Consider the following 21528-nt stretch of genomic DNA (forward strand, 5'->3'; position numbering starts at 1 on the left):
GGTGATGGATTCCGGACGATTTTTGAAACAAGGATTTGCGTTGCTCGCGTTGCTGGCCCTGTCGGCGTGCGGCGGGCTGTCGTTCCCGTCGTCGAGCGACGGTCCGCGTTCGGTCAATCGTCCCGGGGCCAGCAGCGATGCGTTCATCAACGCCACCGCCGTCAAGGTCGGTCGTGGCGACACGGTCTATTCGATCGCGCGGCGTCACAAACTGTCGCCGCGCGACATCATCGACGCCAACAATCTGCGCCCGCCCTATGAACTCACCGTCGGTCAGCGTTTGGAACTGCCCCGTGGGCGTCTGCATACGGTGCAAAGCGGCGAGTATCTGGCATTGATCGCCAAGCGTTACAATTCCGACGCCTTCGCCATCGCGCGCGTCAACGGCATTCGCGCGCCGTACACCATCTATCCGGGCCAGCAATTGCGCATTCCGCGGGGGAGCGGGGGGACGGAGGTCGCCAGCGCGCCGCCGCCCGCGCCCAGTGCCGCGCCGAGCGCTAAGGTGACGCCGACCCGGCCCAGCGCGACGCCGCCGTCCAAGACCCCGGTGCCCCAACCGCCCAAGCGCTCCGGCGGCAAGTTCGGCTGGCCGGTCGATGGCAAAGTGATTTCCAGCTACGGCAGCAAGGACAAGGGCCTGCACAACGACGGCATCAACATCGCCGCGCCGCGCGGCACGCTGGTGAAGGCGTCGGAAAACGGCGTGGTGGCCTATGCGGGCAACGAAATTCGCGGCTTCGGCAACTTGCTGCTGATCAAGCACGACGGCGGCTGGGTCACGGCATACGCTCATAACGACGAGCTTTTGGTCAAACGTGGCGACAAGGTCGCCAAGGGCCAGAAAATTTCTCGGGTCGGCAGCACTGGCAGCGTCAGCGAACCGCAACTACATTTTGAATTGAGAAAGGGTTCGACCGCCGTCGATCCCCACAAATACCTCATGTAGCAGGCCCCATCGATGTTCTTGGGGCCGGAATGGAACCAGGAGATGGATATGCAAGACCAGACCCGCGACAATCTCACCGACAAGTCGACGTGGATGCGGCTCATCTACATCGTCCTGTTCGCCATCGCCTTCAACATCGCCGAAATCCTCATCGCCATGATCACCGTGGTGCAGTTCTTCACCGTTCTGTTCACCAAGGCCCCCAACGCCCGTTTGCAAACCCTGGGCGGCGATCTGGGCGGCTACATTCGCGACGTGACTGCGTTTCTGACCTTCCAAACCGACCATATGCCGTATCCGGTCAGCGATTGGGGGCAGCAGGAACCTGAGCCCGAACCGGCCCCGGAACCGGCTGCGAAAAAGACCACGACGCGCAAACCCGCAGCGAAAAAGAAACCCGCAACGAAAAAGGCCCCGCCGAAGACGAGCGAGCCTGAATAACGGTAAAAGGCCCCCTCTGGGGCAGTAGCTACTCCAGAGCATGGCGTGCCATCACTTCATTGATGAGCGCACACCCGCTGTTGTGGGCGGCAAGGACGCGCCGTGCGGAGACACGGACGTTCCATCTGATTGTCACTATGTCCTTAAAACACTGTATGCTCAAACGGGGCATTTGCAAAAACCTGCAACATACAAAGGTTCAGGCTATGGCCATTGAGTGGAACGACAAGCTATCGGTTGGCAACGAACTTATCGATGATGATCACAAGCACCTGATCAAACTGATCAATGCATATGAAATGGCAATCTCAACGGGAAACCTCAAACTTCTCGGACCCGCATTTGAGGCTCTTGAGCAGTACGCGAAAGAGCATTTTCAACGCGAGGAAAATCTCATGGAGGCTGTGTATTTTCCAGGTCTGCGTGATCATCGTGAGAAGCACAGGCTGCTCCTGAAAGGGGTTCAAGAAAAGCATCAGGAAGTTAAAAAAGGGGGCGACATCGACCTCGCCGCATTATCGTCATTCCTGAGGTCCTGGCTGATCGATCATGTCGTGAAAGAGGATATGCAATACAAGCCCCATGTCATTGGCAAACGGACCGACAAACTGACGCCTCTGGAACCATAACGGTTGCTGCCGACGATCAGGCGACCTTTCATGGAGTGGGTGTTGGCAATCGCTCTCGGTTGCGAGATAGGCACGAAAAAAAAAGGCGAAGCCCGAAAGCTTCGCCTTTTCAGTTGGGCGCGAGGAGTCTGTCTTAAGCTGCCAGCGCCTTTGCGGGATCGACGAAATCGTAGCCTTGGTCTTCGGCCACGGCTTTGTAAGTGATCTGGCCGTGGTAGACGTTGAGGCCTTCCAGCAGGTGCGGGTTGTCCAGCAACGCCTGACGGTAGCCCTTGGACGCCAGTTCCAGGCCGAACGGCAAGGTGGCGTTGTTGAGGGCGAAGGTCGAGGTGCGCGGCACCGCGCCGGGCATGTTGGCGACGCAGTAGTGCACGACGTCGTCGACGACGTAGGTCGGGTCGGCGTGGGTGGTGGCGTGCGAGGTTTCAAAGCAGCCGCCTTGATCGATGGCGACGTCGGCAAGCACGGAGCCGGGGCGCATGGCCTTGACCATTTCGGCGGTGACCAGCTTCGGTGCGGCCGCACCCTTGATCAGCACGCCGCCGACCACCAGGTCGGAATCCAGAACCGTGGCTTCCAAAGCGGAGGCGGAGGAGTAGAGCGTCTTCAACGCCGGGCCGAAGCGGCCGTTCAGGCGGTCGAGAACGTCGACGTTGCGGTCCAGGACCGTGACGTCGGCACCCATGCCGAGCGCCATCTGGATGGCGTTTTCGCCAACCACGCCGCCACCGATGATGGCGACTTTGGCCGGAGCCACGCCCGGAACGCCGCCGAGCAGCATGCCCGCGCCGCCGTGGGCTTTTTCCAACGCATGTGCACCGGCCTGGATCGACATGCGACCGGCAACCTGGGACATCGGCGCCAGCAAGGGCAGGCCGCCCGCTGCGCTGGTGACGGTTTCATAAGCCACGCACACCGCGCCGCTGTCGACCAGATCGCGGGTCTGCTCGGCGTCCGGCGCCAGGTGCAGATAGGTGAACAGGATCTGGTCTTCGCGCAGCATCTTGCGTTCGACGGCCTGGGGTTCTTTAACCTTCACCACCATGTCGGCGCGATCGAAGACTTCCTTGGCGGTGCCGACGATGGTTGCGCCGGCGGCTTCGTACAGTGCGTCGGGGCAGCCGATGCCGATACCGGCATTGGTTTCGACGATGGCGCTGTGGCCGCGGTTGACGAACTCACGAACGCTGTCCGGCGTCAGGCCGACGCGATATTCGTGGTTTTTGATCTCTTTCGGAACACCGATCAACATTCTAAGCAACTCCCTGGGTTAGCCATACAGGCATGTCCGTTAAATCTGTAACCAGGATATGCGCGAAGCTGAGAAATGTGCTTGCAAAGATGCGCCATTTTTTCGATTATTATGAAGATAATTCGACTTAATTGTTTCATGACGCAATAATTTGCGAATATTAGAAAGATGTGTGCAATGACCCCCCAAAATTTTCTGGGCCTCGATTCCACGGATATGCGCTTGCTCGATGCGCTGCAGAGCGACGGGCGCATCACCAACCAGGATTTGGCCGAAAAAGTGAACTTGTCGCCGTCGGCGTGCTTGCGCCGGGTGCGACGCTTGGAAGATAGCGGTGTGATCAACGGTTACGTCGCGCTTTTGAATCCGGCCAAGGTGGGGCGGTCGTCGAACATCTTTATCGAAATCACCCTGTCGAGCCAGAGCGAGGCCGTTTTGGACGCGTTCGAACTTGCCATCGCCAAAATCCCCGACGTGATGGAATGCTATTTGATGGCCGGCGAGGCGGATTACCTGGTGCGCGTCGCGGTGTCGTCGGCGGAAGATTACGAACGCATCCACAAATCGTATTTCTCGCGCTTGCCGGGGGTGGCGCGCATTCGCTCGATCTTCGCCATGCGCACGGTGTGCAAAAAACGCGGTTTCGTCTTGGAAACCGAACCAAAGACCATAAGTGTATGAAAAGAATTACGATCCCCTGAAGTGTGCTCGGTATGATATGCTTCCGGTTGCAGTGCTCTCATTTTGATGTTTTTGAGTGGAGTTTTCATCATGGCCAAAGACACCAAAGAACCCGATGACGCAGGCCCCGCGGAAGAGCCCTTTGACAACCGCCCATCCGATTTGGACGAAATGACCCATCAAGAACTGCGCCTCATGCACGAAGAGGCATCGACGGCGGTGCTGTTCGCCAAAAATATTCAGTGGCGTTCGGTCGGGGCATCGTTGCTGGTTTTTGGTGCGTGCATCGCCATTGCTGTGTCTATTCCGGCCGATAAAACGTTCGCCAATCTTCTTTCGGCCCTGACCATTTTGCTGACGTGCGGGGTGATTTTTGTACTGTTGATGTATCAATTTTGGCAGTTCAACGAGTTCGCGCGCATCGACAAGATCGAGCAGCAGTTCTCTACCCTGTACCGAAAAATCCGCAACGCGAAGTCGCGCCGCGAAGGTAACGCGCATCGCTACACGTTGTTGATGTTCATGATGGCGGTGGTCGTTTTGGGCGCGGTGGTGGCGAACATCGCCATCAAGCAGTCGGTGCTGATGAAAAAGCCGTCGTATTCGCGCTCATACAGCGGAAATTGAACGTTTAAGCCCTAATCCAAGCTTTTGCCCTGTTTGCCGGCAAGGTCTTGGATGAATTGCCATGCCACGCGGCCGGAGCGGGCCCCGCGGGTCATGGACCATTCCAGTGCGGCGGCGCGCAGCTCTTCGGTGCCGATATCGAGCTTGTAATGCGCCGCGTAGCCTTCGCAAATCTCGAAATAGATCGCTTGGACCAAGTTGTGGAACCCCAGCCAGAGGCCGAAACGGTCGGAAAGGGAGACCTTTTCTTCCACCGACTCGGATGGATTGATCGCCGTCGAGCGTTCGTTTTCGATCATGTCGCGGGCCATCAGGTGGCGGCGGTTGGATGTGGCGTAGAAAATCACATTGTCGGGGCGGCCTTCGATACCGCCGTCGAGCACGGCTTTCAGCGACTTGTATTCCGCGTCATCGGAATCGAACGACAGATCGTCGCAAAAGATCACCGTGCGGCGAGCTGACACACGCAGAATTTCCAGCAAGCGCGGTAGGGTGGGGATGTCTTCGCGATGAATTTCCACCAACAACAGCGGGTTGGTCGCGTCACGGTTGATTTCGGCATGCACGGCTTTGACCAGCGAGCTTTTGCCGGTACCGCGTGCGCCCCACAGCAAGGCGTTGTTGGCGGGGCTGCCGGTGGCGAACTGGCGGGTATTCTGCAACAGCGTCTCGGCCTGGGATTCGATGCCTTTGAGCAACGAGAAATCGACGCGGTTGACGCGTTCGACCGGGGCTAGGCGCTCGCCGTCGGCATGCCAGACGTAGGCGTCGGCGGCGTTGAGATCCTGGGCGGCGCGGGGCGCGGGGGCCAAGCGCTCCAAGGCGTCGGCGATGCGCTCCAAAACGGGGATATAGTTCTGGTTTGTCATGGGCAGGGACGGTAATTGGCGAAAACCGTGCCGTCAATGGCGACGATGCCCTAAAAAAGCCTTTCACAGTTTGCATATAAGGCCGATACGGCTATATATTCCGCAGTCTTTTTTATATGACCGTGCTTGTGCGCGCCATTCCGGCGTCCGGCGGGGTCTTTAGGAGTTTCCAATGCTGATTTCGCCCGCCTTCGCCCAAACCGCAGGTGCCGCTCCCGGTGGCGACTTGTTTGCTCAGATCATGCCCTTGCTGCTGATCTTCGTGGTCTTTTATTTCCTGCTGATCCGTCCGCAGCAAAAAAAGATGAAGATGCAAAAGGAAATGCTGGCGGCAGTGCGGCGCGGTGACCGGGTGGTTACCGGCGGCGGCATCATCGGCACCGTGACCAAGGTCAAAAGCGACAGCGAAGTTCAGGTCGAAATCGCCGACGGCATCCGCGTCACCGTGGTGCGCGACACCATTACCACGGTGATGGCCAAGACCGAGCCCGCCGACAAGGCCGATCACACGTCCGACAACGACGATGCACCCGAAGGTGGCAACGGAAAAGGCAAAAGCAGCGGTCTGAAAAAGCTGCTTGGCGGTTGAGGCCTCCGGCGGTTTAACGAACCCACCATCGTTTCCGACTTAAACTCACCACAATAGAAAGCCTGTCATGCTCAAGATCGAAACCTGGAAGCTTGCCGTGGTCGGCATTCTGTGTGCGCTGGGCTTTGCGTTTGCGGCGCCCAACCTGCTCAACAGCGACACGGCGGGCGCGCTGCCCGACTTCTTGCCCAAGAGCCAGATCAACCTCGGCCTCGATTTGCAAGGCGGTTCGCATTTGTTGTTGGAGGTCGAAGTCGGCGTGGTGGTCAAGGAACGCCTGGAATCGCTGGTCGACGCCATTCGCACCGAACTGCGCAAGGAACGCATCCTTTACGGCGGCCTGGGCGCGAGCGCAACTGGCGTCAACGTCACCATCAAGAATGCGGCCGAGGCCGAAAAGGCCTACGACATCATCCGCAAGCTCGATGTCGGCTTTGAAACCAACCTTGGCGATAGCGGTCACATCGTCATGAACTTGACCGAGCAGGCGCTCAAGGAACGGCGCGTCGCGGCGGTGGAACAATCCATCGAAATCGTGCGCCGCCGCGTCGACCCGCAAGGCATCAAGGAACCGACCATCACCCGCCAGGGCGACGACCGCATCTTGTTGCAGGTTCCCGGCGAGGACGATCCGGAAAAGCTGAAGAAGCTGTTGGGCCAAACGGCGAAGCTGACGTTCCACCTGTTGGACGACAAAGGCTCGCTCGCCGATGCGATGGCAGGCCGGGTGCCGCCGGGTTCGATGTTGCTGCCGTCCGTCGATGAATACGACTCCTTGGGCAAGCCGCGCATGTATTTGCTGAAAAAGCGCGTCGCCGTCAGCGGCGATACCTTGGTCAGCGCGTCGTTGGGCTTTGATCAAGGCAACCGGCCTGCGGTGAATTTCCGCCTGGACGCGGTGGGCGGTAAGAAATTCGCCGACATTACCCGCCAAAACCTCGGTAAGCCGTTCGCCATCGTTCTGGACAAAAAGGTCATCAGCGCGCCGACCATTCAGGGCATCATCCCCGGCGGGTCCGGCCAGATCACCAGCGGATCGTTCACCACCGAAAGCGCCAAGGAACTGTCTTTGCTGCTCAGCGCCGGCGCATTGCCTGCGCCGTTGACGGTTTTGGAAGAACGCTCGGTCGGACCCGGCCTTGGGGCGGACAGCGTCGAAGCAGGCAAGATCGCTTCGATCGTCGGCTTGGTGTTGGTGGTTGCCTTTATGATCATTTATTATGGCCGCTTGGGCGTGTTCGCCAACATTGCGCTGGCCATGAACATGGTGTTGATCGTCGCGTTGCTGTCGGCCTTCGGCGCGACGCTGACGCTGCCGGGCATCGCCGGTATCGTGTTGACCATCGGTATGGCGGTGGACGCCAACGTGCTGGTGTTCGAGCGCATTCGCGAAGAACTGCGCACCGGACGCGGGGTGATGTCGGCGGTCGATGCTGGCTACAAGCGTGCGTTCGGCACCATCATGGATGCCAATATCACCACCTTGATCGCGGCGGCGTTGCTGTTCGCGTTCGGTTCCGGCCCGGTTCAGGGCTTCGCCGTCACATTGGCGTTTGGCATCATGTCGTCGATGTTCACCGCCATTTGGGTGACGCGTATTTTGGTTTCGATCTGGTTGCGCCGCACCCGGCCGACAACACTGATCGTTTGAGGAGAAGGACACTCTCATGCGCATTAAGCTTCTCCCCGAACATCCGAATTTCGGCTTCGTCAGCAAGCGGATGATCTTCTTCGCCTTTTCCGCGCTTTTGGTGGCGGCATCGATTGGATTGTTCTTCACTAAGGGCCTGAGCTACGGCATCGACTTCACCGGCGGTATCATGATCGAGGTCCGCACGCCCGCACCCAACCAGATCGGCGAAATGCGTTCTAAGCTCAATCAGCTCGATCTGGGATCGATCGAATTGCAGGAATTCGGCGCGCCCGACGACATCTTGATCCGTATTCCGGCCCAAGAAGGCGGCGAGAAAGCCAATCAAGCGGCGGTCAACGCGGTCAAGGTCGCACTGGGCGACGGGATTGAGTACCGGCGCACCGAACTGGTCGGGCCGAAGGTGTCCGACGAACTGTTTTGGAACGGCATGTACGCGGTGGTTTCCGCGATTTTGGCAATCTTGGTATACATCTGGTTCCGCTTCGAATGGCAGTTCGGTCTCGGTGCGGTGATTGCGTTGAGCCATGACGTTATCACCACTATTGGCGTGTTCTCGCTGATCCAGCACGAATTCAACCTCGCCACAGTGGCGGCGGTGCTGACCATCGCGGGTTATTCGATCAACGACACCGTGGTGGTGTTCGACCGGGTGCGCGAAAATCTGCGCAAATACAAAACCAAGCCCATGGACGAACTGCTCAACCAGAGCGCCAACGAGACCTTGTCGCGCACGGTGATGACCTCGTTGACCACGCTGCTTGCGTTGATCGCGCTCTACTTCCTCGGCGGCGAAATCATTCGCGACTTCGCCTTCGCGATGATCTGGGGCGTGGTGATCGGTACCTATTCCTCGGTCTGCTTGGCGGTGCCGCTGTTGCTGCACATGGGCGTGCAACGGCGCACCATGGAAGAAGAAGAAACCGCCGAACAGCAATCGTGATCGATTGAGGAGCCGCACGCGTGTCGCTGGACATCACCCCGGACGTTCCCAAGGGCCGCCAGATCGTCAAGGCGTACGGCGAGGGCGGCTTCAACGTCAGCGGCGTCGCTCATGACGGATCGGTGCTGGTGTTTCTCGACCGCACGCAGCCATGGTCGGGGGTGTTGAGCCTGGAAGCCCTGCAGGCGGTGATCGACCATCCCGCCAAGCCGGAAATTCTGGTGATCGGTTGCGGTCCCACGTTCGCATTGCCAGATGAGGCGTTACGCCAAGATTTACGCGCGCATGGCGTGGTGCTGGAATGGATGGACACGGCGGCGGCATGCCGGACTTACAACGTGCTCGCCATCGAAGAGCGCGCCGTCGCGGCGGCGCTGATCGCGGTCGAATGAGCTTTTTCCACAAAGGTGTACAGCGATGAAGACAATCGGACTTTCCCTGACATTTGCCGCAGCTTTGTTGGTTGCATCTGTGAGCGGCGCTTCGTCCGCCAGGGCCGAGGACGACCGCCAAGAGATCGTCGTCAGCGCCGAACAGCGCGATTTCATGATGGCTGAAATGCGCCAGTTCCTGGTCGTCGTTCAAGACATCGTGCTGGCCATGGCCGAAAACGACATGGCGGCGGTGGCCGAGGCCGGGCATTCCATGCGTATGGGCCAAGGCGGCGGCGCGGCCATGGGCATGGGCCAAGTGTTGCCGTTGGAATTTCGCCAAATGGCACGCGGTACGCACATGGCCTTTGAAGAACTGGCACAAGCCGCCGAATTCGGACCCGAAGGGGTATTGGAAAACCTCGGCACGTTGATGTCCAACTGCACGGGATGTCACGCCACCTACAAAGTCGTCGCTAAAAACTAACCTATCAGCATGAAGACCTGCTTTCGTCTTGCTTGAGCCTTGAGCCCATGTATAATTTACACACAAATAGTGTTGAATTAGTATGGTTCTAAGGTAGGCCGCGATGTTCTCTTCTGCACCGACCCCGCCATTTTCACCGGTTCTGATCGGCGGCCTGTTTGCCCGCCCCTTGCCGCCAAGCTTGTTGCAACCGGCGTTGAATTCGGCGATGGCGGCCATCGCGCGCAGCCATCCCGGTTTGTTCGAACGATTGTCGCAGTTGGGCGCACCGGTCTATCTGATCGATCCGGTCGATTTGCCGCTGGCGTTCATCCTCACGACCGATGCCGACAAACCGCGCGTCAAGGCCGTGAAGTCGGGCGAGGGGACCGAGGTGCGCGCCACCATCCGCGGCCCGCTGCTGACGTTGATCGACTTGCTGGAAGGCAACATCGACGGCGACGCGTTGTTTTTTTCGCGCGACCTGGTGATCGAAGGCGACACCGAAGCGGTGGTGGCATTGCGCAACGCGGTGGACGGGGTCGAGGTCGATCTGGTCGCCGAGCTGACCGCCGCGTTCGGTCCGTTGGCGCGGCCGGTACGCGGTCTGGCGCGTTTCGGTCAAGGGCTGTTTCGCCGCGCGGCGGACGATCTCGCGATTTTACACGGCGCCTTGGTTGCGCCGACCCAACGCCGCGTCGATGTGCAGGCGGCGAAGATCCGCGAACTGGAAGCCAGATTGGCGGGTTCCGTACAGTCCGCATCGCGACAAAGACAACGGGCGGCGCGCACATGAGCAAAGTGTTGGAACTGGTCTGTCCGGCGGGCACCCCGGCCTCGTTGCACGCCGCCGTGGAAAACGGCGCGGACGCGGTGTACCTGGGCTTTCGCGACGAAACCAACGCGCGCAACTTTCCCGGCCTGAATTTCAGCCGCAATGAGTTGGAACAGGGCTTGGATTTCGCCCATGCGCAAGACTGCCAAGTGTTTCTCGCCGTCAACACCTTTCCCGAGACTGGCAATCCCGGTCCCTGGCGCAAGGCCGTGGATGACGCGGCGGCGCTAGGCGTCGATTGCGTGATCCTCGCCGACATCGGCTTGTTGGATTACGCCGCGACACATCATCCCGCTTTGCGTCGTCATCTGTCGGTGCAGGCGTCGGCATCCAATCCCGACTCGATCAACTTTTACGTCGACGCGTTCGATGTCAAACGGGTGGTGTTGCCGCGCGTTTTAAGCGTGCCCGAAATCAAAACGTTGAACGCGCACATCAATGTGGAAACGGAGGTGTTCGTGTTCGGCGGCCTGTGCGTGATGGCGGAAGGCCGCTGTCAGCTGTCGTCCTATGCCACCGGGCAATCGCCCAACATCAACGGCGTGTGTTCGCCCGCCAGTCACGTGCGCTACGAGGACGAGGGTGACCGCATGGTCTCCAAGCTCGGCGATTTTACCATCAACGCGTTTGCGCCAAACGAGGCGGCGGGCTATCCGACCTTGTGCAAGGGGCGTTTCGTCGCCGATGGCAAGGCGTCTTATCTGTTTGAAGAGCCGACCAGCCTGAACGCCGCGTCGATGCTGCCGGAACTGTCAGCCGCCGGGGTCACGGCACTGAAGATCGAAGGCCGTCAGCGCGGCCGCGCCTATGTCGCCCAAGTGGTGGCTGCGTTTCGCCGCGCCGCCGACGCGGTCGCGGCGGGCGAAACGCCCCCGGCGCTGGGCTTGGAAGCGATCACCGAAGGTCAGGCCAAGACGTCCGGCGCTTATGACAAAACCTGGCGATGAGAGGGGCAGGGGCATGAACGCGAAACTCACCCTCGGTCCGGTGCTGTTCAATTGGAAGCCCGATAGGTGGCGCGATTTTTACTATCGCATCGCCGACGAGGCAGATGTCGACACCGTCTATGTCGGCGAGGCGGTGTGTTCCAAACGCGCACCGTTCTACGCCCCGCATATGGTGGATGTGATCGAACGTCTGCAAGGCGCGGGCAAGGAGGTGATCGTATCGACCTTGGCGCTGATCATGAACGGGCGGGAAATGAACGAACTGCGCGACACCGCCGGTGATGCCGACCTCATGGTCGAGGCCAACGACGTGTCGGCGTGCGCGCTGTTGGCGGGGCGTCCCCACGCCATCGGGCCTTACGTCAACATCTACAACGAAGGCACGCTCAAATACTTCACCGAGCGCGGCGCGACGCGGGTGTGCCTGCCGGTGGAATTGAACCGCACGGCGCTGGCAGCGTTGGCTGCCGACACGACCGCAGAGTTGGAGGTGCAGGTGTTCGGACGCCTGCCGCTGGCCATTTCGGCGCGCTGTTATCACGCCCGCGCGCACATGCTGCACAAAGACAACTGCCAATTCGTCTGTGAGCAAGATCCCGACGGCCTGGAGGTCGACACCTTGGACCACGAGCCGTTCCTGGCCGTCAACGGCGTGCAGACGATGTCGTACAGTTATCAGAACTTGAGCGCCGAGTTGGCCGAGTTGCAAAACCTCGGCATCCATCATTTCCGCCTGTCGCCGCACACCGTCGACATGGTGGCGGTGGCAGAAGTGTACCGTCACATTCTCGACCGTGCGCTCACGTCCGATGAGGCCGATGAGAAATTGACCGCGTTGATGGGCGATGTGGCCTTTTCCAACGGCTATTTTCACGGCGCCAAGGGCGTCGATTTCGTGTAGACCGAAGCCGTTTTAAACTCCCTTTTCAGCACGCGAACGGGTTGATTTCGAGCAAATATCTAATTCGAATCTTCAATATTATCGATCTGATAAATTCATTTGAAAACTTAATCGCCAAGGCGCAATTTGCTCGCCTCACGCGCCATAGTGGCCGTGATATTGGAGACAAATCATGAAGTATTCATTCGCCGTGGCCGCCGTAATCAGCGCTGTGGCCGTGATGCCGTTGGCCGCCGGTGCGACCGACCTTTTCAACCAAGATACGGTCGGTTACACGGTGACCTTGACCACCGCCGACGGTACCACCACCCTGGACATCGCTGCGGAAAGCGAAAACATGGGCGTGTGCGACGGTTGCGAAATCTCTTTGCCCGAAGGCGAAAAAGTCGCCGCGGCTGCGGACGACACGGTGATCATCACCGATGGCGTTTTGGTGCACGGCGGCAACTAAACGCACCTTTCCGTTCGACGACAGACAGACTTTGGGACCGCAAGGTCCGACCCAACTTGAGGGAGGCGCAAGCCTCCCTCTTTTTTGTCCCGGTTTTGCCGCTTGGTTGGCTCGCTGTTTTCGGCTAGACACGGACCATCATGATCGCATCCGAAACCCTTGCCGCATCCTCGTCCACCTTCGCCCTCATCGCGCTTGCCGAAATTGGCGATAAAAGCCAACTCGTGTGCATGACGCTGGCGTCGCGCCATCGCCATTGGCCGGTGATATTGGGCGCGGCGCTGGCGTTTTCGTTGCTCAATGTGTTGGCCGTCGTTTTCGGCGCCGCCGCCGCCGCGTGGTTGCCGCAACCGGTCGCCGCAACGATTGTGGCAATTTTGTTCTTTGCGTTCGCCGTGCACGCCTTTTTGCAAAAGGACGACGACGACGATGGCGATGTGGTGGAAAAACCGGGCTACGGCATTTTCGTCACCACCTTGCTGCTGATTTTCGTGGCCGAATTCGGCGACAAGACCCAGATCGCGGTGGCCGGGTTGGCGGGCAGCCTAGCGCCGTTGTCGGTGTGGATCGGTGCGACGGCAGCATTGGTGACGGTGTCTGCGTTGGGCGTGTGGGCGGGGCGCACTGTGTTGCAGCGCTTGCCGCTGTTTTGGTTGCATCGTTTGGGGGCGGCGCTGTTTTTGTTGTTTGCGATTCTCGCCGGCGCGCGGGCGTTGGGTCTGAACCCGTAGGCGGATGCACAAAAAAAAGCTCGAAGGTTGCCCTTCGAGCCTTTTCAATGGTGCAGAGAGATACGCTTAGCCAGCGAAGTTGGCGTTGGCGAAGTCCCAGTTGACCAGGTTGTTCAAGAACGCTTCCAGGAAGTCCGGACGGCGGTTCTGGTAATCGAGGTAGTAGGCGTGTTCCCACACATCGCAGGTGATGATCGGGGTCGCGCCGCCGGTCAGCGGGCATTCGGCGTTCGGCGTTTTGACGATTTCAAGCTTGTCGCCTTTTTTCACTAACCAGGCCCAGCCGCTGCCGAACTGGGTCATGCCGGCGGTTTTGAAGGCTTCTTTGAATTCAGCGTAGGAACCGAACGACGCGTTGATCGCGTCGGCGATCGCGCCGGTGGGCTCGCCGCCGCCGTTGGGGCTCATGGAGTTCCAGAAGAAGGTGTGATTCCAGACCTGTGCGGCGTTGTTGAAGATGCCGGCCTTGGACGCGTCGCCTGCGGTCGCTTTCATGATCTCTTCCAGAGACATGCTCGCCATGTCCGTGTCAGCAACCATGTTGTTCAAGTTCACAACGTAGGTGTTGTGGTGCTTGCCATGGTGGAAGTCGAACGTGTTGGCGGAGATATGCGGCTCCAGGGCATCCTTGGCGTAGGGAAGGGCGGGAAGTTCAAAAGCCATTTTAGACCTCATTAAGTTAGCTATGATTGAAACAGTTCTAAACGATTGCCCAAAACATAGGGGCTTCGTCAGGAATTTCAAACGAACAATGGGTAACAAGCGAATTTTTCCGCATCAACGGGCATTTACCCTACAATAAGCGCAAATCGTCCCTCAATTGGGTGAAAAAAATAGATGCCCCCATCCGATTTTTCCGTGCTTGAACTGAGCCGTCAGGATCGCGAACGCTATTTGTGCGCGCTGGCCGCGCCGCATGACAAGCGCGCCGGTCTGATGGCGCTGATCGCGTTCAATCAGGAACTGGCGCGCATCGGCCAGACGGCATCCGAACCGATGTTGGGCAAAATCAAGCTGCAATGGTGGATCGACGTGGTGCCGGGCATTTTGCAAGGCCGCCCGCCGTCCCATCCCGTCGCCCGCGCGCTCGCCGAAACAGGTGGCGCGCTTCAGGACCCATCGAAATCGTTGCGGGCCTTGATCGAGGCACGCAATTTTGACCTGGAACCTGAAAAACCCGCCTCCTTAAACGAACTTCGTGCATATGCATACGCCACCAGCGGGGCGCTGCACGGGCTGATGTTGGATGTTTTGGGCATTACGGATGACGCTGTGCTCACCATTGCACGCGATGTCGGCGCGGCGTGGGCGCTGATCGGCGTGATGCGGGCGTTGCCTTATCGCACCGCGCATCGCCGTGACATGTTGCCCGCCGACACCACGGTTCGCGAGGTGCTGGAATGCGCGCAACGGATGCTGAGCGATGCGCGTCAAAATACCGTGCCGAAAGCCGCGCTGCCCGCCGTGTTGGTGGGGCGTTTGGCGGACCGCCATCTGTCGCGGCTGCAAAAGCAGAACTGGGACCCAGCCTTGATCGAAGAGCCACCCGCAGGCGTGGGCGCGGTGGCATCCATTTGGTTGGGTAAACTTTCCGGGCGCTATTAAAAGCGGTTTCGCAGGCGGGTTAATTCCACACATCGCCGGGCGTCGGCGCGGTCGATTCGACCGCAATTGGCGCGTCGGCTTTCAGCACCATCAGCTCCAACTGGGACAGTTGCGGGAAGATCGGCTTGGCATGGCTTCGATACAGCAGCAGTGCGCCGCGATTGGTATCCGGAAAGCCGGACAGAGCGTCGTCGAATTTGCGAATTTCCAGGGTTACGACGGTGTCCGTGCCCGGCTCGCGGCTTTGCCACAGATAGGTCGGGTTTGCTTGGCGCGGCGCGGCCAGCGGCGCGATGGCGCGTTCGATCATCTCGGTGGGCGGGCCGTAACGTTTGGTGTAATAGCCAATGACGTGTTCAAACGCTTCGCTGCGAAAGAGACTGTGAAAGTTGGTCGCTCGACCGGCGTCATAGCGCGCCACCGCGCGGGTGCCCTGATACATGATGGTGTCGACCAGGAAATACTCTTCCAGCTCGAACGGCCAACTGACCGTGTCGATGCAAAAAACCGTCTCGGTGCCGCCTTTAGAAATGCACGGTTTGTGGATGCTTTCTTGATCCAGAAGTTTGAGGCGATCCTCGCCGACTTCTTGCCCGACCTTGGTGTCGGAGCCGAGCGCCAGTTCCACCCCATCGAGAACTTGACCGCTGGGTTCGATCTCGCTGAGCACCACTGCCTCGCTGGGCAGGTCCGCGCCTTCGACTTTGGTGACGTCCCAGCCTTTTGTGCCGCTGACGCTTTCCTGGGTGCTTTCGAGCAACCCGGCGAGTTCGTCTACATCTCCCCCTGTCGGTGGTGGAGGAGACGAAAACGGATCGTCTGGAGCGCCTTGAGACGGCGGTGCGGCGAACGGATCGTCGGCTATGCCTTCGGGCGACGGCGGGCTTTTGGGCTCTTTGCTGGCGACCTCTTGGGCGTCGCCCAGGCCTTCGAGCAAATCCGAAACAGCCGGTGCTTTGGTGGTATCTTCTGGCATGGCCGCAAACGGATCCGCGAACGGGTCTTCGGCTGCGGGAGCGCTCGGCGCAGGTGCGGGGGTACCTGGGGCGGCCTTGAGCGCGATTTCAGGGTCTTTGATTTTGACCTCGCCGTCTTTGATGACAAGGGCGGTGCGGGGGTCAAGCCCCAACCAAGCCAGCACGTCGGGGTCCACACCGCCGCCGAACGGTTTTGTGGGGTCGTAACGCTTACCCGGCACGCCTGGCGCTTCCTTGAAATCGGGTGCGGGGGGGGGCGCGGCGGTGCCGCTCGATGCGGGTTGTTTCGGTGCGGCAGCCGGAGGCAAGCCTTCCAGAGGCTGCTCGTCATCGAGTGTGGCGTCGTCGATTTGCAAGTCGCCGAAGGCATCGCCGCCGCCGGCAGCGGGAGCACCGGTTGCGGGCGGAGGGGAGCCGACCGCATAAGGCGGCAAGGCAGGAGTCTCGACCTGAAGCGCAGCCAATTCCTCGTCTGTCAGTTCGCCAAGATCCGGCGACGGCGGCAATTGCTTGGCCAGTTCTTCCGGCGAGATCGGTACTTCTGGACCTTTGATCACGGCGTCGCCGCGTTCTGCCTCGATTTGGTGCAGTTGATTGGCCAACTCTTCTTCGGAAACGCTGCCGTTCGTTTGCGCGCGATCGTGTTCCCGGCGGACCACGCCGGTGACGTTGGGCGGTTTGAAAAAGTCGAAAAAGGTGGTGATGAAGGTCTTCGCCGCGGAGGGTTTGGCGTTTTCCTTGGCCGTTTCTTCCTTGGTGGGTTCAGGTGTGACCACGTCGATGGCCGGCGAGGGCGATGCTGGCGGCTCGGACATGACTTGGACGATGGGGGCGGGCTCGGGTGGCGTTTCAGGTGTAGCTTCTGGGGCCGTTTCGGGTGCAACTTCAGGCATCGATCCAAACGCCGGGTCGGGATTGATTTGCATCGCGCTCTTATAGGGGCTGTCGGGAATCTGCGGCGTCGCCTTGACGTTGGGTTCGGCCAGGTTGTCGCTGGGTTGCGACACGGCGAACGGGTCGGGTTCCACGGCAATGGGGGCGTCAGATACTTGGGGGGCGGCTGGGGGGAGGTCCTCCAGCAGCGGATCGACGGGAGCTTCCGCTTGAGGTGACGGTTGTTCCGGCGGCAGCGTGGCGATGTCGAACGGGTTGGCATCTTCCATCGAATTCATCGCTGTGCTCGGAGCGTCCGGCGCGCTTACAACCGGGCTTTGCGATTGGGCCAATTCCTCGACGGTGGGCGTCGGTTGGGCGGGCAGTCCGCTTTGCTTCGCTTGCGCGGCGTTACGCACGGAAATCAGATAGTGGGCAATGTCGAAATAGCCGCGATCGATAGCCATATCGACGGGTTGAGTGCCGGAAAAGTCGCGCGCTTCGACGTCTGCGCCTTTTCCAATGGCGGCGCGCACGCCGTCCAGGTCGTTGCTGTCGACGGCCAAAAACAGCTCTTCGGTGGCCGCGTCGGGAAGCTGCTGAGCGTGGGCTTGAGCGACGAAGCTCAACGCGGACGGTCCATGCGTCGACAGCACGGACGGCCCCAACACAAGCACGGATACGGCGCACAACAAACCACCGACCCGCGTGCGATGCCGTGCGCGGGGTGGATAAGTTCTGGGTGTCTTCGTCGTGCGGGGCATCTGTCCCGATTATACCCTTGCCTCAAGTGGTGGGATACGGCCTTTGATTTTGCGGCTACAATGTTTGCCGAATTCCTGAAAATGCTATACCACGGTGTGAATGACAGGGCCCCTAAAAAAATACCAACAGCCCTGTGCGGGAGGATGACAAAAGATGTTTAAGACTTTGAAAACAGGCCTCGTTGCTGCTGTGGCGGTCTGCTGTGCGACCTTCGCCGCACACGCGCAAGAGGTCAGCATCAAAAACGCCGATGGCTTGACCTTGGGCGCCAGTTTAGAGCTGGCCGATGGCAAAACCGTGGCCGATGGCGTGGTTTTGTTGACTCACGGCACCTTGGCGCACAACAAGATGGAAATCATCGTCAACTTGCAAAAGCTGTTGGCGGAACGCGGCGTCAGTTCACTGGCCCCGACGCTGAGCCTCGGCTTGGACAGCCGTACCGGCATGTACGACTGCAAGGTCCCCGCGACCCACAAGCATTCCGACGCGATGGTTGAAATCGGCCTGTGGTTGAATTGGTTGAAGGGTCAAGGCGCGACCAACGTGGTCCTCGCCGGTCATTCGCGTGGCGGCAACCAGACCGCATGGTTCGCCGCCCGCGAAAACGACCCGGCGGTGTCCAAGGTGGTGTTGATCGCACCCGCGACGTGGAATGCCAAAGGCATGGCCATCAGCTTCGAAAAGAGCCACAAACAGCCGCTGGCCAAAGTCTATGGCGAGGCCGAAGCCATGGTCGCGGCGGGCAAGGGCGCTGAATTCATGAAGGGCGTAGGGGTGTTGTACTGCCCCGGGGCGGATGTCACCGCCGACAGTATCGTCGATTACTATGTCAATGACGATCGTCGCCACACGCCCAACCTGTTGCCGATGATCAATGTGCCGGTTCTGGTCATTGCGGGCACCAAGGACACGGTGGTCGCAGGTTTGATCGATGCGGTCGAACCGTTGGCGGACGGCGAAAAAATCCAGCTTGCGGTGATCGACGGTGCCGACCACTTCTTCCTCGATTTCTATGCCGAGGATGCTGCGGATCGCATTGCCGAGTTTATTCAGTAAAGCAAAGGGCGGAAGCGTTCAGGACGCTTCCGCTTTTTTGATCGCCTCGCGCGCGCCGACGCGTACGGTCCACGCCTCGAGCAGCGGATAGTCGCTGAGCGGGATGTCGGCGAAGTCTTCCATAATGGTCATCCACGGATATAAGATCATGTCGGCGATGGAATATTCGCCCGCCAGATAATCCCGTCCTTGGGCCAGTGCGCCCTCCAGAACGCTCAGCGCCCGCCGCGTGCGGGTGCGTGCGCGTTCTTCGGAATAGATCTGCGGCGCGTCGGCTTGCAGGGTGTAGTGGTAAATGTCGAGCATCGCCGGCGTCAGGCTGGCGGCTTCGAACAGCAACCATTTCAACGTTTCGGCGCGGTCCGCCGGACGGTCCGGTCCGGGCAGGAAGCGACCGCACTTTTCCGCCAGATAAATCATGATCGCGGACGATTCAAACAGCGCCGCGCCGGTGTCGGGATCGAACAGGCCGGGCACTTGGCCGGTGGGGCTGGCGCTGCGAAAACGCTCTTGCTCGACGCTACCGTCTTCGAGAAAACGGTCGTCGATGAGGCGATGCTCGAGGTCCAATTCGGCGATGAGGATCTTCGCTTTGAGCACGTTCTGGGTCGGGTGTCCGTAAAGCTCGATCATGCTTTGGTGTCCTCCATCCAGGTGGCGAGGGCGGTGAGCGCGCGGGCGCACACGGCGGCTTTGCGGGCTTTTTTGCGGTCGCCGCGCTTCAAGCGCTTGCCGCGCAATTCCGGCGGGCGGTCATCGATTTCTGCGGGCGGGAACAGGCCGAAATTGATGTTCATGGGCTGATAGGTTTCGGCGTGGGCGTCGCCGGTAACGTGACCAAGCAGCGCGCCCAGCGCGGTGGTGTTCGGCGGCGGGGTGGAGTCTTGATCCAAGCGTTCGCGGCTGGCGAAACGTCCCGCGAGAAGCCCGATGGCGGTGCTTTCGACGTAGCCTTCGCAGCCGGTGATCTGCCCAGCGAAGCGGATGGTTGGTTTGGATTTGAGCCGCAGGGTGCGGTCGAGAAGTTCCGGGCTTTTGATGAAGGTGTTGCGGTGCATACCGCCCAGGCGTGCAAATTCAGCGTTTTCCAGGCCGGGAATGGTGCGGAAGATGCGTTTTTGCTCGCCGTACGTCAGTTTGGTTTGAAAGCCGACCATGTTCCACAGCGTGCCCAGATCGTTGTCTTGGCGCAGTTGCACGATGGCGTAAGAACGCTTGTCCGGTGCGTTGGGGTTGGTCAGTCCGACCGGCTTCATCGGCCCAAATGTGAGCGTCTCGGCGCCGCGCTCGGCCATCACTTCGATGGGCAGGCAGCCTTCGAAATAGGGGGTGTCTTTTTCCCAGTCCTTGAAATCCTGCTTTTCGGCGTCCAACAGTGCCTGGATGAAGGCGTGGTACTGCTCTTTGTCCATGGCGCAGTTGATGTAGTCGTTGCCGTCGCCCTTGTCGTAGCGCGACTGGAACCAGGCCTTGGAAAAGTCGATGCTGTCTTTGTAAACGATCGGCGCGATGGCGTCGAAAAAGGCCATTTGATCCGCTCCGGTCAAGGCGCGGACCGACTGCGACAGCGCGTCGGACGTCAACGGTCCGGTGGCGACGATGACGCTGTCCCAATCCAGGTTTTGCAGATCGGTGACCTCTTCGCGGGTGATGGTCACCAGCGGATGCTCGCCGAGTGCTTTTTCGACGGCGGCGGAAAAACCCTCGCGGTCAACCGCCAGCGCGCCGCCCGCAGGGACGCGGTTTTCATCGGCGCAGCGCATGATCAGAGAGCCGAGGCGGCGCATTTCTTCGTGCAGCAAGCCCACCGCGTTGGCGGTGTGATCGTCGGCGCGCAACGAGTTGGAGCAGACCAATTCCGCCAATCCGCCGGTTTGATGCGCTGGAGTGGTCTTGACGGGGCGCATTTCGTGCAGGACGACGGGAATACCCGCTTGCGCGATTTGCCACGCGGCTTCGGAACCCGCGAGCCCGCCGCCGATGATATGGATGGGGTGAGTATCGTTTGTCATGGCAGATGTCTTAATCTCACCGGCTCCGCGTTGCAATCCCTGCGTTGGCGCTCTTGACAGCTTGGGGGGAGAAGGCTACCTCTCGCGACGGGTCAAACGAGGAGTGAACCACCGTGGAGCAGTTTCAGACCGAAACCTACAAATTCGTCCTGATCGGCGTGGCCGTGATCGTCTTCATGCGCTTTTTGCCGCGGATCAAGGCCAAAATGCTGGGCATTCCGTTTGTCAAAGCCGAAGACGTGAAAAAACGCATGGATGCGGGCGAAGACCTGATCGTCATCGACGTGCGCACGCCGGGCGAATTCACCGGCAACCTGGGCCACATTGAAGGGGCGCTGAACCTCGATGCATCGGCGCTCAGTGTCAAATTGGCCGCTTTGGCCGATCAGTTGGAGCCATACAAAAACGACCCCATCGTGGTCACCTGCCGTACCGACAACCGTTCACCGGGCGCGGCGCGCATTCTGTTTCAGAAGGGTTTCAAAAACCTGATGATCATGGGTGGCGGCATGAGCAGCTGGAACCGCGCGGGCTATCCAGTCACTTATAAGCGCTGATCCGCGTTAGCTGGCCAGCAGCCTGATATCGGCGTTGAGGTCGTTATGGGCCGACGCGCAAGGCATTGGCCGCGTCTGCGGATGCAGTTGCGTAGCGGACTTGCTGGCATTGAACGCTTCTTCGAGGTGCTTGCGGATTTGCGTTAAGTCGACGCGTCGCGGCGGCGTGATCTTGTAGATCTGCTCTTTAGCGCGAAACTGCGCGCAGCCGATGGCATCTACAGCCGTAATGCTGGAGCACAGGCCCTTAGCCCAATAAAAGCAGCTCGATTTGTTGCACTGAATATCGTTCATGCTCTTCACATAACCGTTCAATATGACAACATTGCGTCGTCATCTTTACGTTTTGT

The 21528-nt window shown here is 59.7% G+C and carries 25 protein-coding genes; 18 read left to right on the plus strand and 7 right to left on the minus strand.

Annotated elements, in window-relative coordinates:
• The first annotated feature begins 22 nt into the window (after positions 1-22).
• The 3 genes from VIN96_RS07325 to VIN96_RS07335 all read left to right on the plus strand — a co-directional run bounded on the left by VIN96_RS07325 (position 23) and on the right by VIN96_RS07335 (position 2019).
• Positions 23-949, plus strand: coding sequence for a M23 family metallopeptidase (locus tag VIN96_RS07325; RefSeq protein ID WP_331895046.1), 927 nt, complete (start codon positions 23-25; stop codon positions 947-949).
• A 48-nt stretch (positions 950-997) separates the two neighbouring features.
• Positions 998-1390 (plus strand): DUF4389 domain-containing protein, encoded by a 393-nt coding sequence (locus VIN96_RS07330; RefSeq protein ID WP_331895047.1) that lies wholly within the window; start codon positions 998-1000, stop codon positions 1388-1390.
• Between the two features lie 206 nt (positions 1391-1596).
• Entirely contained in the window at positions 1597-2019 is a 423-nt protein-coding gene (locus tag VIN96_RS07335; protein ID WP_331895048.1) for a hemerythrin family protein, read from the plus strand.
• 133 nt (positions 2020-2152) lie between these two features.
• Here the strand turns inward: VIN96_RS07335 and ald are convergent, their stop codons facing one another.
• A complete protein-coding gene (ald, locus tag VIN96_RS07340; RefSeq protein WP_331895049.1) occupies positions 2153-3271 on the minus strand; it encodes an alanine dehydrogenase in 1119 nt (372 codons plus the stop codon).
• Positions 3272-3448: 177 nt separating this feature from the next.
• Between ald and VIN96_RS07345 the strand changes: the two genes are divergently transcribed.
• Together VIN96_RS07345 and VIN96_RS07350 are read left to right on the plus strand one after the other, a co-directional pair.
• Complete coding sequence (locus VIN96_RS07345) at positions 3449-3952, plus strand: Lrp/AsnC family transcriptional regulator (RefSeq protein ID WP_331895050.1); 504 nt, start codon at positions 3449-3451, stop codon at positions 3950-3952.
• Positions 3953-4042: 90 nt separating this feature from the next.
• Positions 4043-4579 (plus strand): hypothetical protein, encoded by a 537-nt coding sequence (locus VIN96_RS07350; RefSeq protein WP_331895051.1) that lies wholly within the window; start codon positions 4043-4045, stop codon positions 4577-4579.
• Positions 4580-4590: 11 nt separating this feature from the next.
• On the opposite strand, the gene VIN96_RS07355 is transcribed toward VIN96_RS07350, so the two are convergent.
• A complete protein-coding gene (locus VIN96_RS07355; protein WP_331895053.1) occupies positions 4591-5448 on the minus strand; it encodes an ATP-binding protein in 858 nt (285 codons plus the stop codon).
• Positions 5449-5620: 172 nt separating this feature from the next.
• On the opposite strand from VIN96_RS07355, the gene yajC reads away from it, so the two are divergent.
• The 10 genes from yajC (at position 5621) to VIN96_RS07405 (ending at position 13333) form a co-directional block, all read left to right on the plus strand.
• Complete coding sequence (gene yajC, locus VIN96_RS07360) at positions 5621-6037, plus strand: preprotein translocase subunit YajC (RefSeq protein ID WP_331895055.1); 417 nt, start codon at positions 5621-5623, stop codon at positions 6035-6037.
• A gap of 67 nt (positions 6038-6104) precedes the next feature.
• Positions 6105-7688, plus strand: a complete 1584-nt coding sequence (gene secD, locus VIN96_RS07365) for a protein translocase subunit SecD (RefSeq protein WP_331895057.1) — start codon at positions 6105-6107, stop codon at positions 7686-7688.
• Positions 7689-7704: 16 nt separating this feature from the next.
• Complete coding sequence (secF, locus tag VIN96_RS07370; protein ID WP_331895059.1) at positions 7705-8631, plus strand: protein translocase subunit SecF; 927 nt, start codon at positions 7705-7707, stop codon at positions 8629-8631.
• Positions 8632-8651: 20 nt separating this feature from the next.
• Entirely contained in the window at positions 8652-9023 is a 372-nt protein-coding gene (locus VIN96_RS07375; RefSeq protein ID WP_331895061.1) for an Mth938-like domain-containing protein, read from the plus strand.
• Positions 9024-9048: 25 nt separating this feature from the next.
• On the plus strand, positions 9049-9489 hold the full coding sequence (locus tag VIN96_RS07380) for a hypothetical protein (protein WP_331895063.1): 441 nt from the start codon (positions 9049-9051) through the stop codon (positions 9487-9489).
• Between the two features lie 103 nt (positions 9490-9592).
• Entirely contained in the window at positions 9593-10264 is a 672-nt protein-coding gene (gene ubiT, locus VIN96_RS07385) for a ubiquinone anaerobic biosynthesis accessory factor UbiT (RefSeq protein WP_331895065.1), read from the plus strand.
• Positions 10261-11250 carry a ubiquinone anaerobic biosynthesis protein UbiU gene (gene ubiU / locus VIN96_RS07390; protein ID WP_331895067.1) on the plus strand — a complete coding sequence of 330 codons (990 nt, stop codon included), beginning with the start codon at positions 10261-10263 and terminating at the stop codon, positions 11248-11250. Before ubiT ends, ubiU begins: the two co-directional genes overlap by 4 nt.
• Before the next feature lie 13 nt (positions 11251-11263).
• A complete protein-coding gene (gene ubiV, locus VIN96_RS07395; protein WP_331895068.1) occupies positions 11264-12151 on the plus strand; it encodes a ubiquinone anaerobic biosynthesis protein UbiV in 888 nt (295 codons plus the stop codon).
• A gap of 172 nt (positions 12152-12323) precedes the next feature.
• Entirely contained in the window at positions 12324-12602 is a 279-nt protein-coding gene (locus VIN96_RS07400) for a hypothetical protein (RefSeq protein ID WP_331895069.1), read from the plus strand.
• Between the two features lie 140 nt (positions 12603-12742).
• The gene (locus VIN96_RS07405) at positions 12743-13333 is read left to right on the plus strand and encodes a TMEM165/GDT1 family protein (protein WP_331895070.1); all 591 of its coding nucleotides are present in this window, start codon (positions 12743-12745) and stop codon (positions 13331-13333) included.
• 66 nt (positions 13334-13399) lie between these two features.
• Here VIN96_RS07405 and VIN96_RS07410 read toward each other — a convergent pair whose 3' ends face one another.
• The gene (locus VIN96_RS07410; RefSeq protein ID WP_331895072.1) at positions 13400-13996 is read right to left on the minus strand and encodes a superoxide dismutase; all 597 of its coding nucleotides are present in this window, start codon (positions 13994-13996) and stop codon (positions 13400-13402) included.
• 174 nt (positions 13997-14170) lie between these two features.
• On the opposite strand from VIN96_RS07410, the gene VIN96_RS07415 reads away from it, so the two are divergent.
• Positions 14171-14938, plus strand: coding sequence for a squalene/phytoene synthase family protein (locus tag VIN96_RS07415; RefSeq protein WP_331895074.1), 768 nt, complete (start codon positions 14171-14173; stop codon positions 14936-14938).
• Positions 14939-14957: 19 nt separating this feature from the next.
• Here VIN96_RS07415 and VIN96_RS07420 read toward each other — a convergent pair whose 3' ends face one another.
• Entirely contained in the window at positions 14958-17552 is a 2595-nt protein-coding gene (locus tag VIN96_RS07420; RefSeq protein ID WP_331895076.1) for an ankyrin repeat domain-containing protein, read from the minus strand.
• A gap of 154 nt (positions 17553-17706) precedes the next feature.
• Here VIN96_RS07420 and VIN96_RS07425 point away from each other — a divergent pair, with 154 nt between their 5' ends.
• Complete coding sequence (locus VIN96_RS07425; protein WP_331895078.1) at positions 17707-18609, plus strand: alpha/beta hydrolase; 903 nt, start codon at positions 17707-17709, stop codon at positions 18607-18609.
• Between the two features lie 18 nt (positions 18610-18627).
• Here the strand turns inward: VIN96_RS07425 and VIN96_RS07430 are convergent, their stop codons facing one another.
• Complete coding sequence (locus tag VIN96_RS07430) at positions 18628-19242, minus strand: glutathione S-transferase family protein (protein ID WP_331895080.1); 615 nt, start codon at positions 19240-19242, stop codon at positions 18628-18630.
• Positions 19239-20621 carry a methylenetetrahydrofolate--tRNA-(uracil(54)-C(5))-methyltransferase (FADH(2)-oxidizing) TrmFO gene (gene trmFO / locus VIN96_RS07435; RefSeq protein ID WP_331895082.1) on the minus strand — a complete coding sequence of 461 codons (1383 nt, stop codon included), beginning with the start codon at positions 20619-20621 and terminating at the stop codon, positions 19239-19241. The genes VIN96_RS07430 and trmFO overlap by 4 nt, the downstream gene beginning before the upstream one ends.
• Positions 20622-20734: 113 nt before the next feature.
• Here trmFO and VIN96_RS07440 point away from each other — a divergent pair, with 113 nt between their 5' ends.
• A complete protein-coding gene (locus VIN96_RS07440; protein ID WP_331895083.1) occupies positions 20735-21178 on the plus strand; it encodes a rhodanese-like domain-containing protein in 444 nt (147 codons plus the stop codon).
• Between the two features lie 6 nt (positions 21179-21184).
• Here VIN96_RS07440 and VIN96_RS07445 read toward each other — a convergent pair whose 3' ends face one another.
• Positions 21185-21472, minus strand: a complete 288-nt coding sequence (locus tag VIN96_RS07445) for a hypothetical protein (protein ID WP_331895084.1) — start codon at positions 21470-21472, stop codon at positions 21185-21187.
• Positions 21473-21528: the final 56 nt, after the last annotated feature.

The organism is Magnetovibrio sp. (genome assembly GCF_036568125.1).
Lineage (GTDB): Bacteria > Pseudomonadota > Alphaproteobacteria > Rhodospirillales > Magnetovibrionaceae > Magnetovibrio.

Coding starts and splice junctions, on each gene's coding strand:
- VIN96_RS07330 (WP_331895047.1), top strand. CDS start 998: ATGCAAGACCAGACCCGCGACAATCTCACCGACAAGTCGACGTGGATG.
- VIN96_RS07335 (WP_331895048.1), top strand. CDS start 1,597: ATGGCCATTGAGTGGAACGACAAGCTATCGGTTGGCAACGAACTTATC.
- ald (WP_331895049.1), bottom strand. CDS start 3,271: ATGTTGATCGGTGTTCCGAAAGAGATCAAAAACCACGAATATCGCGTC.
- VIN96_RS07345 (WP_331895050.1), top strand. CDS start 3,449: ATGACCCCCCAAAATTTTCTGGGCCTCGATTCCACGGATATGCGCTTG.
- VIN96_RS07350 (WP_331895051.1), top strand. CDS start 4,043: ATGGCCAAAGACACCAAAGAACCCGATGACGCAGGCCCCGCGGAAGAG.
- VIN96_RS07355 (WP_331895053.1), bottom strand. CDS start 5,448: ATGACAAACCAGAACTATATCCCCGTTTTGGAGCGCATCGCCGACGCC.
- yajC (WP_331895055.1), top strand. CDS start 5,621: ATGCTGATTTCGCCCGCCTTCGCCCAAACCGCAGGTGCCGCTCCCGGT.
- secD (WP_331895057.1), top strand. CDS start 6,105: ATGCTCAAGATCGAAACCTGGAAGCTTGCCGTGGTCGGCATTCTGTGT.
- secF (WP_331895059.1), top strand. CDS start 7,705: ATGCGCATTAAGCTTCTCCCCGAACATCCGAATTTCGGCTTCGTCAGC.
- VIN96_RS07380 (WP_331895063.1), top strand. CDS start 9,049: ATGAAGACAATCGGACTTTCCCTGACATTTGCCGCAGCTTTGTTGGTT.
- ubiT (WP_331895065.1), top strand. CDS start 9,593: ATGTTCTCTTCTGCACCGACCCCGCCATTTTCACCGGTTCTGATCGGC.
- ubiU (WP_331895067.1), top strand. CDS start 10,261: ATGAGCAAAGTGTTGGAACTGGTCTGTCCGGCGGGCACCCCGGCCTCG.
- ubiV (WP_331895068.1), top strand. CDS start 11,264: ATGAACGCGAAACTCACCCTCGGTCCGGTGCTGTTCAATTGGAAGCCC.
- VIN96_RS07400 (WP_331895069.1), top strand. CDS start 12,324: ATGAAGTATTCATTCGCCGTGGCCGCCGTAATCAGCGCTGTGGCCGTG.
- VIN96_RS07405 (WP_331895070.1), top strand. CDS start 12,743: ATGATCGCATCCGAAACCCTTGCCGCATCCTCGTCCACCTTCGCCCTC.
- VIN96_RS07410 (WP_331895072.1), bottom strand. CDS start 13,996: ATGGCTTTTGAACTTCCCGCCCTTCCCTACGCCAAGGATGCCCTGGAG.
- VIN96_RS07415 (WP_331895074.1), top strand. CDS start 14,171: ATGCCCCCATCCGATTTTTCCGTGCTTGAACTGAGCCGTCAGGATCGC.
- VIN96_RS07420 (WP_331895076.1), bottom strand. CDS start 17,552: ATGCCCCGCACGACGAAGACACCCAGAACTTATCCACCCCGCGCACGG.
- VIN96_RS07425 (WP_331895078.1), top strand. CDS start 17,707: ATGTTTAAGACTTTGAAAACAGGCCTCGTTGCTGCTGTGGCGGTCTGC.
- VIN96_RS07430 (WP_331895080.1), bottom strand. CDS start 19,242: ATGATCGAGCTTTACGGACACCCGACCCAGAACGTGCTCAAAGCGAAG.
- trmFO (WP_331895082.1), bottom strand. CDS start 20,621: ATGACAAACGATACTCACCCCATCCATATCATCGGCGGCGGGCTCGCG.
- VIN96_RS07445 (WP_331895084.1), bottom strand. CDS start 21,472: ATGAACGATATTCAGTGCAACAAATCGAGCTGCTTTTATTGGGCTAAG.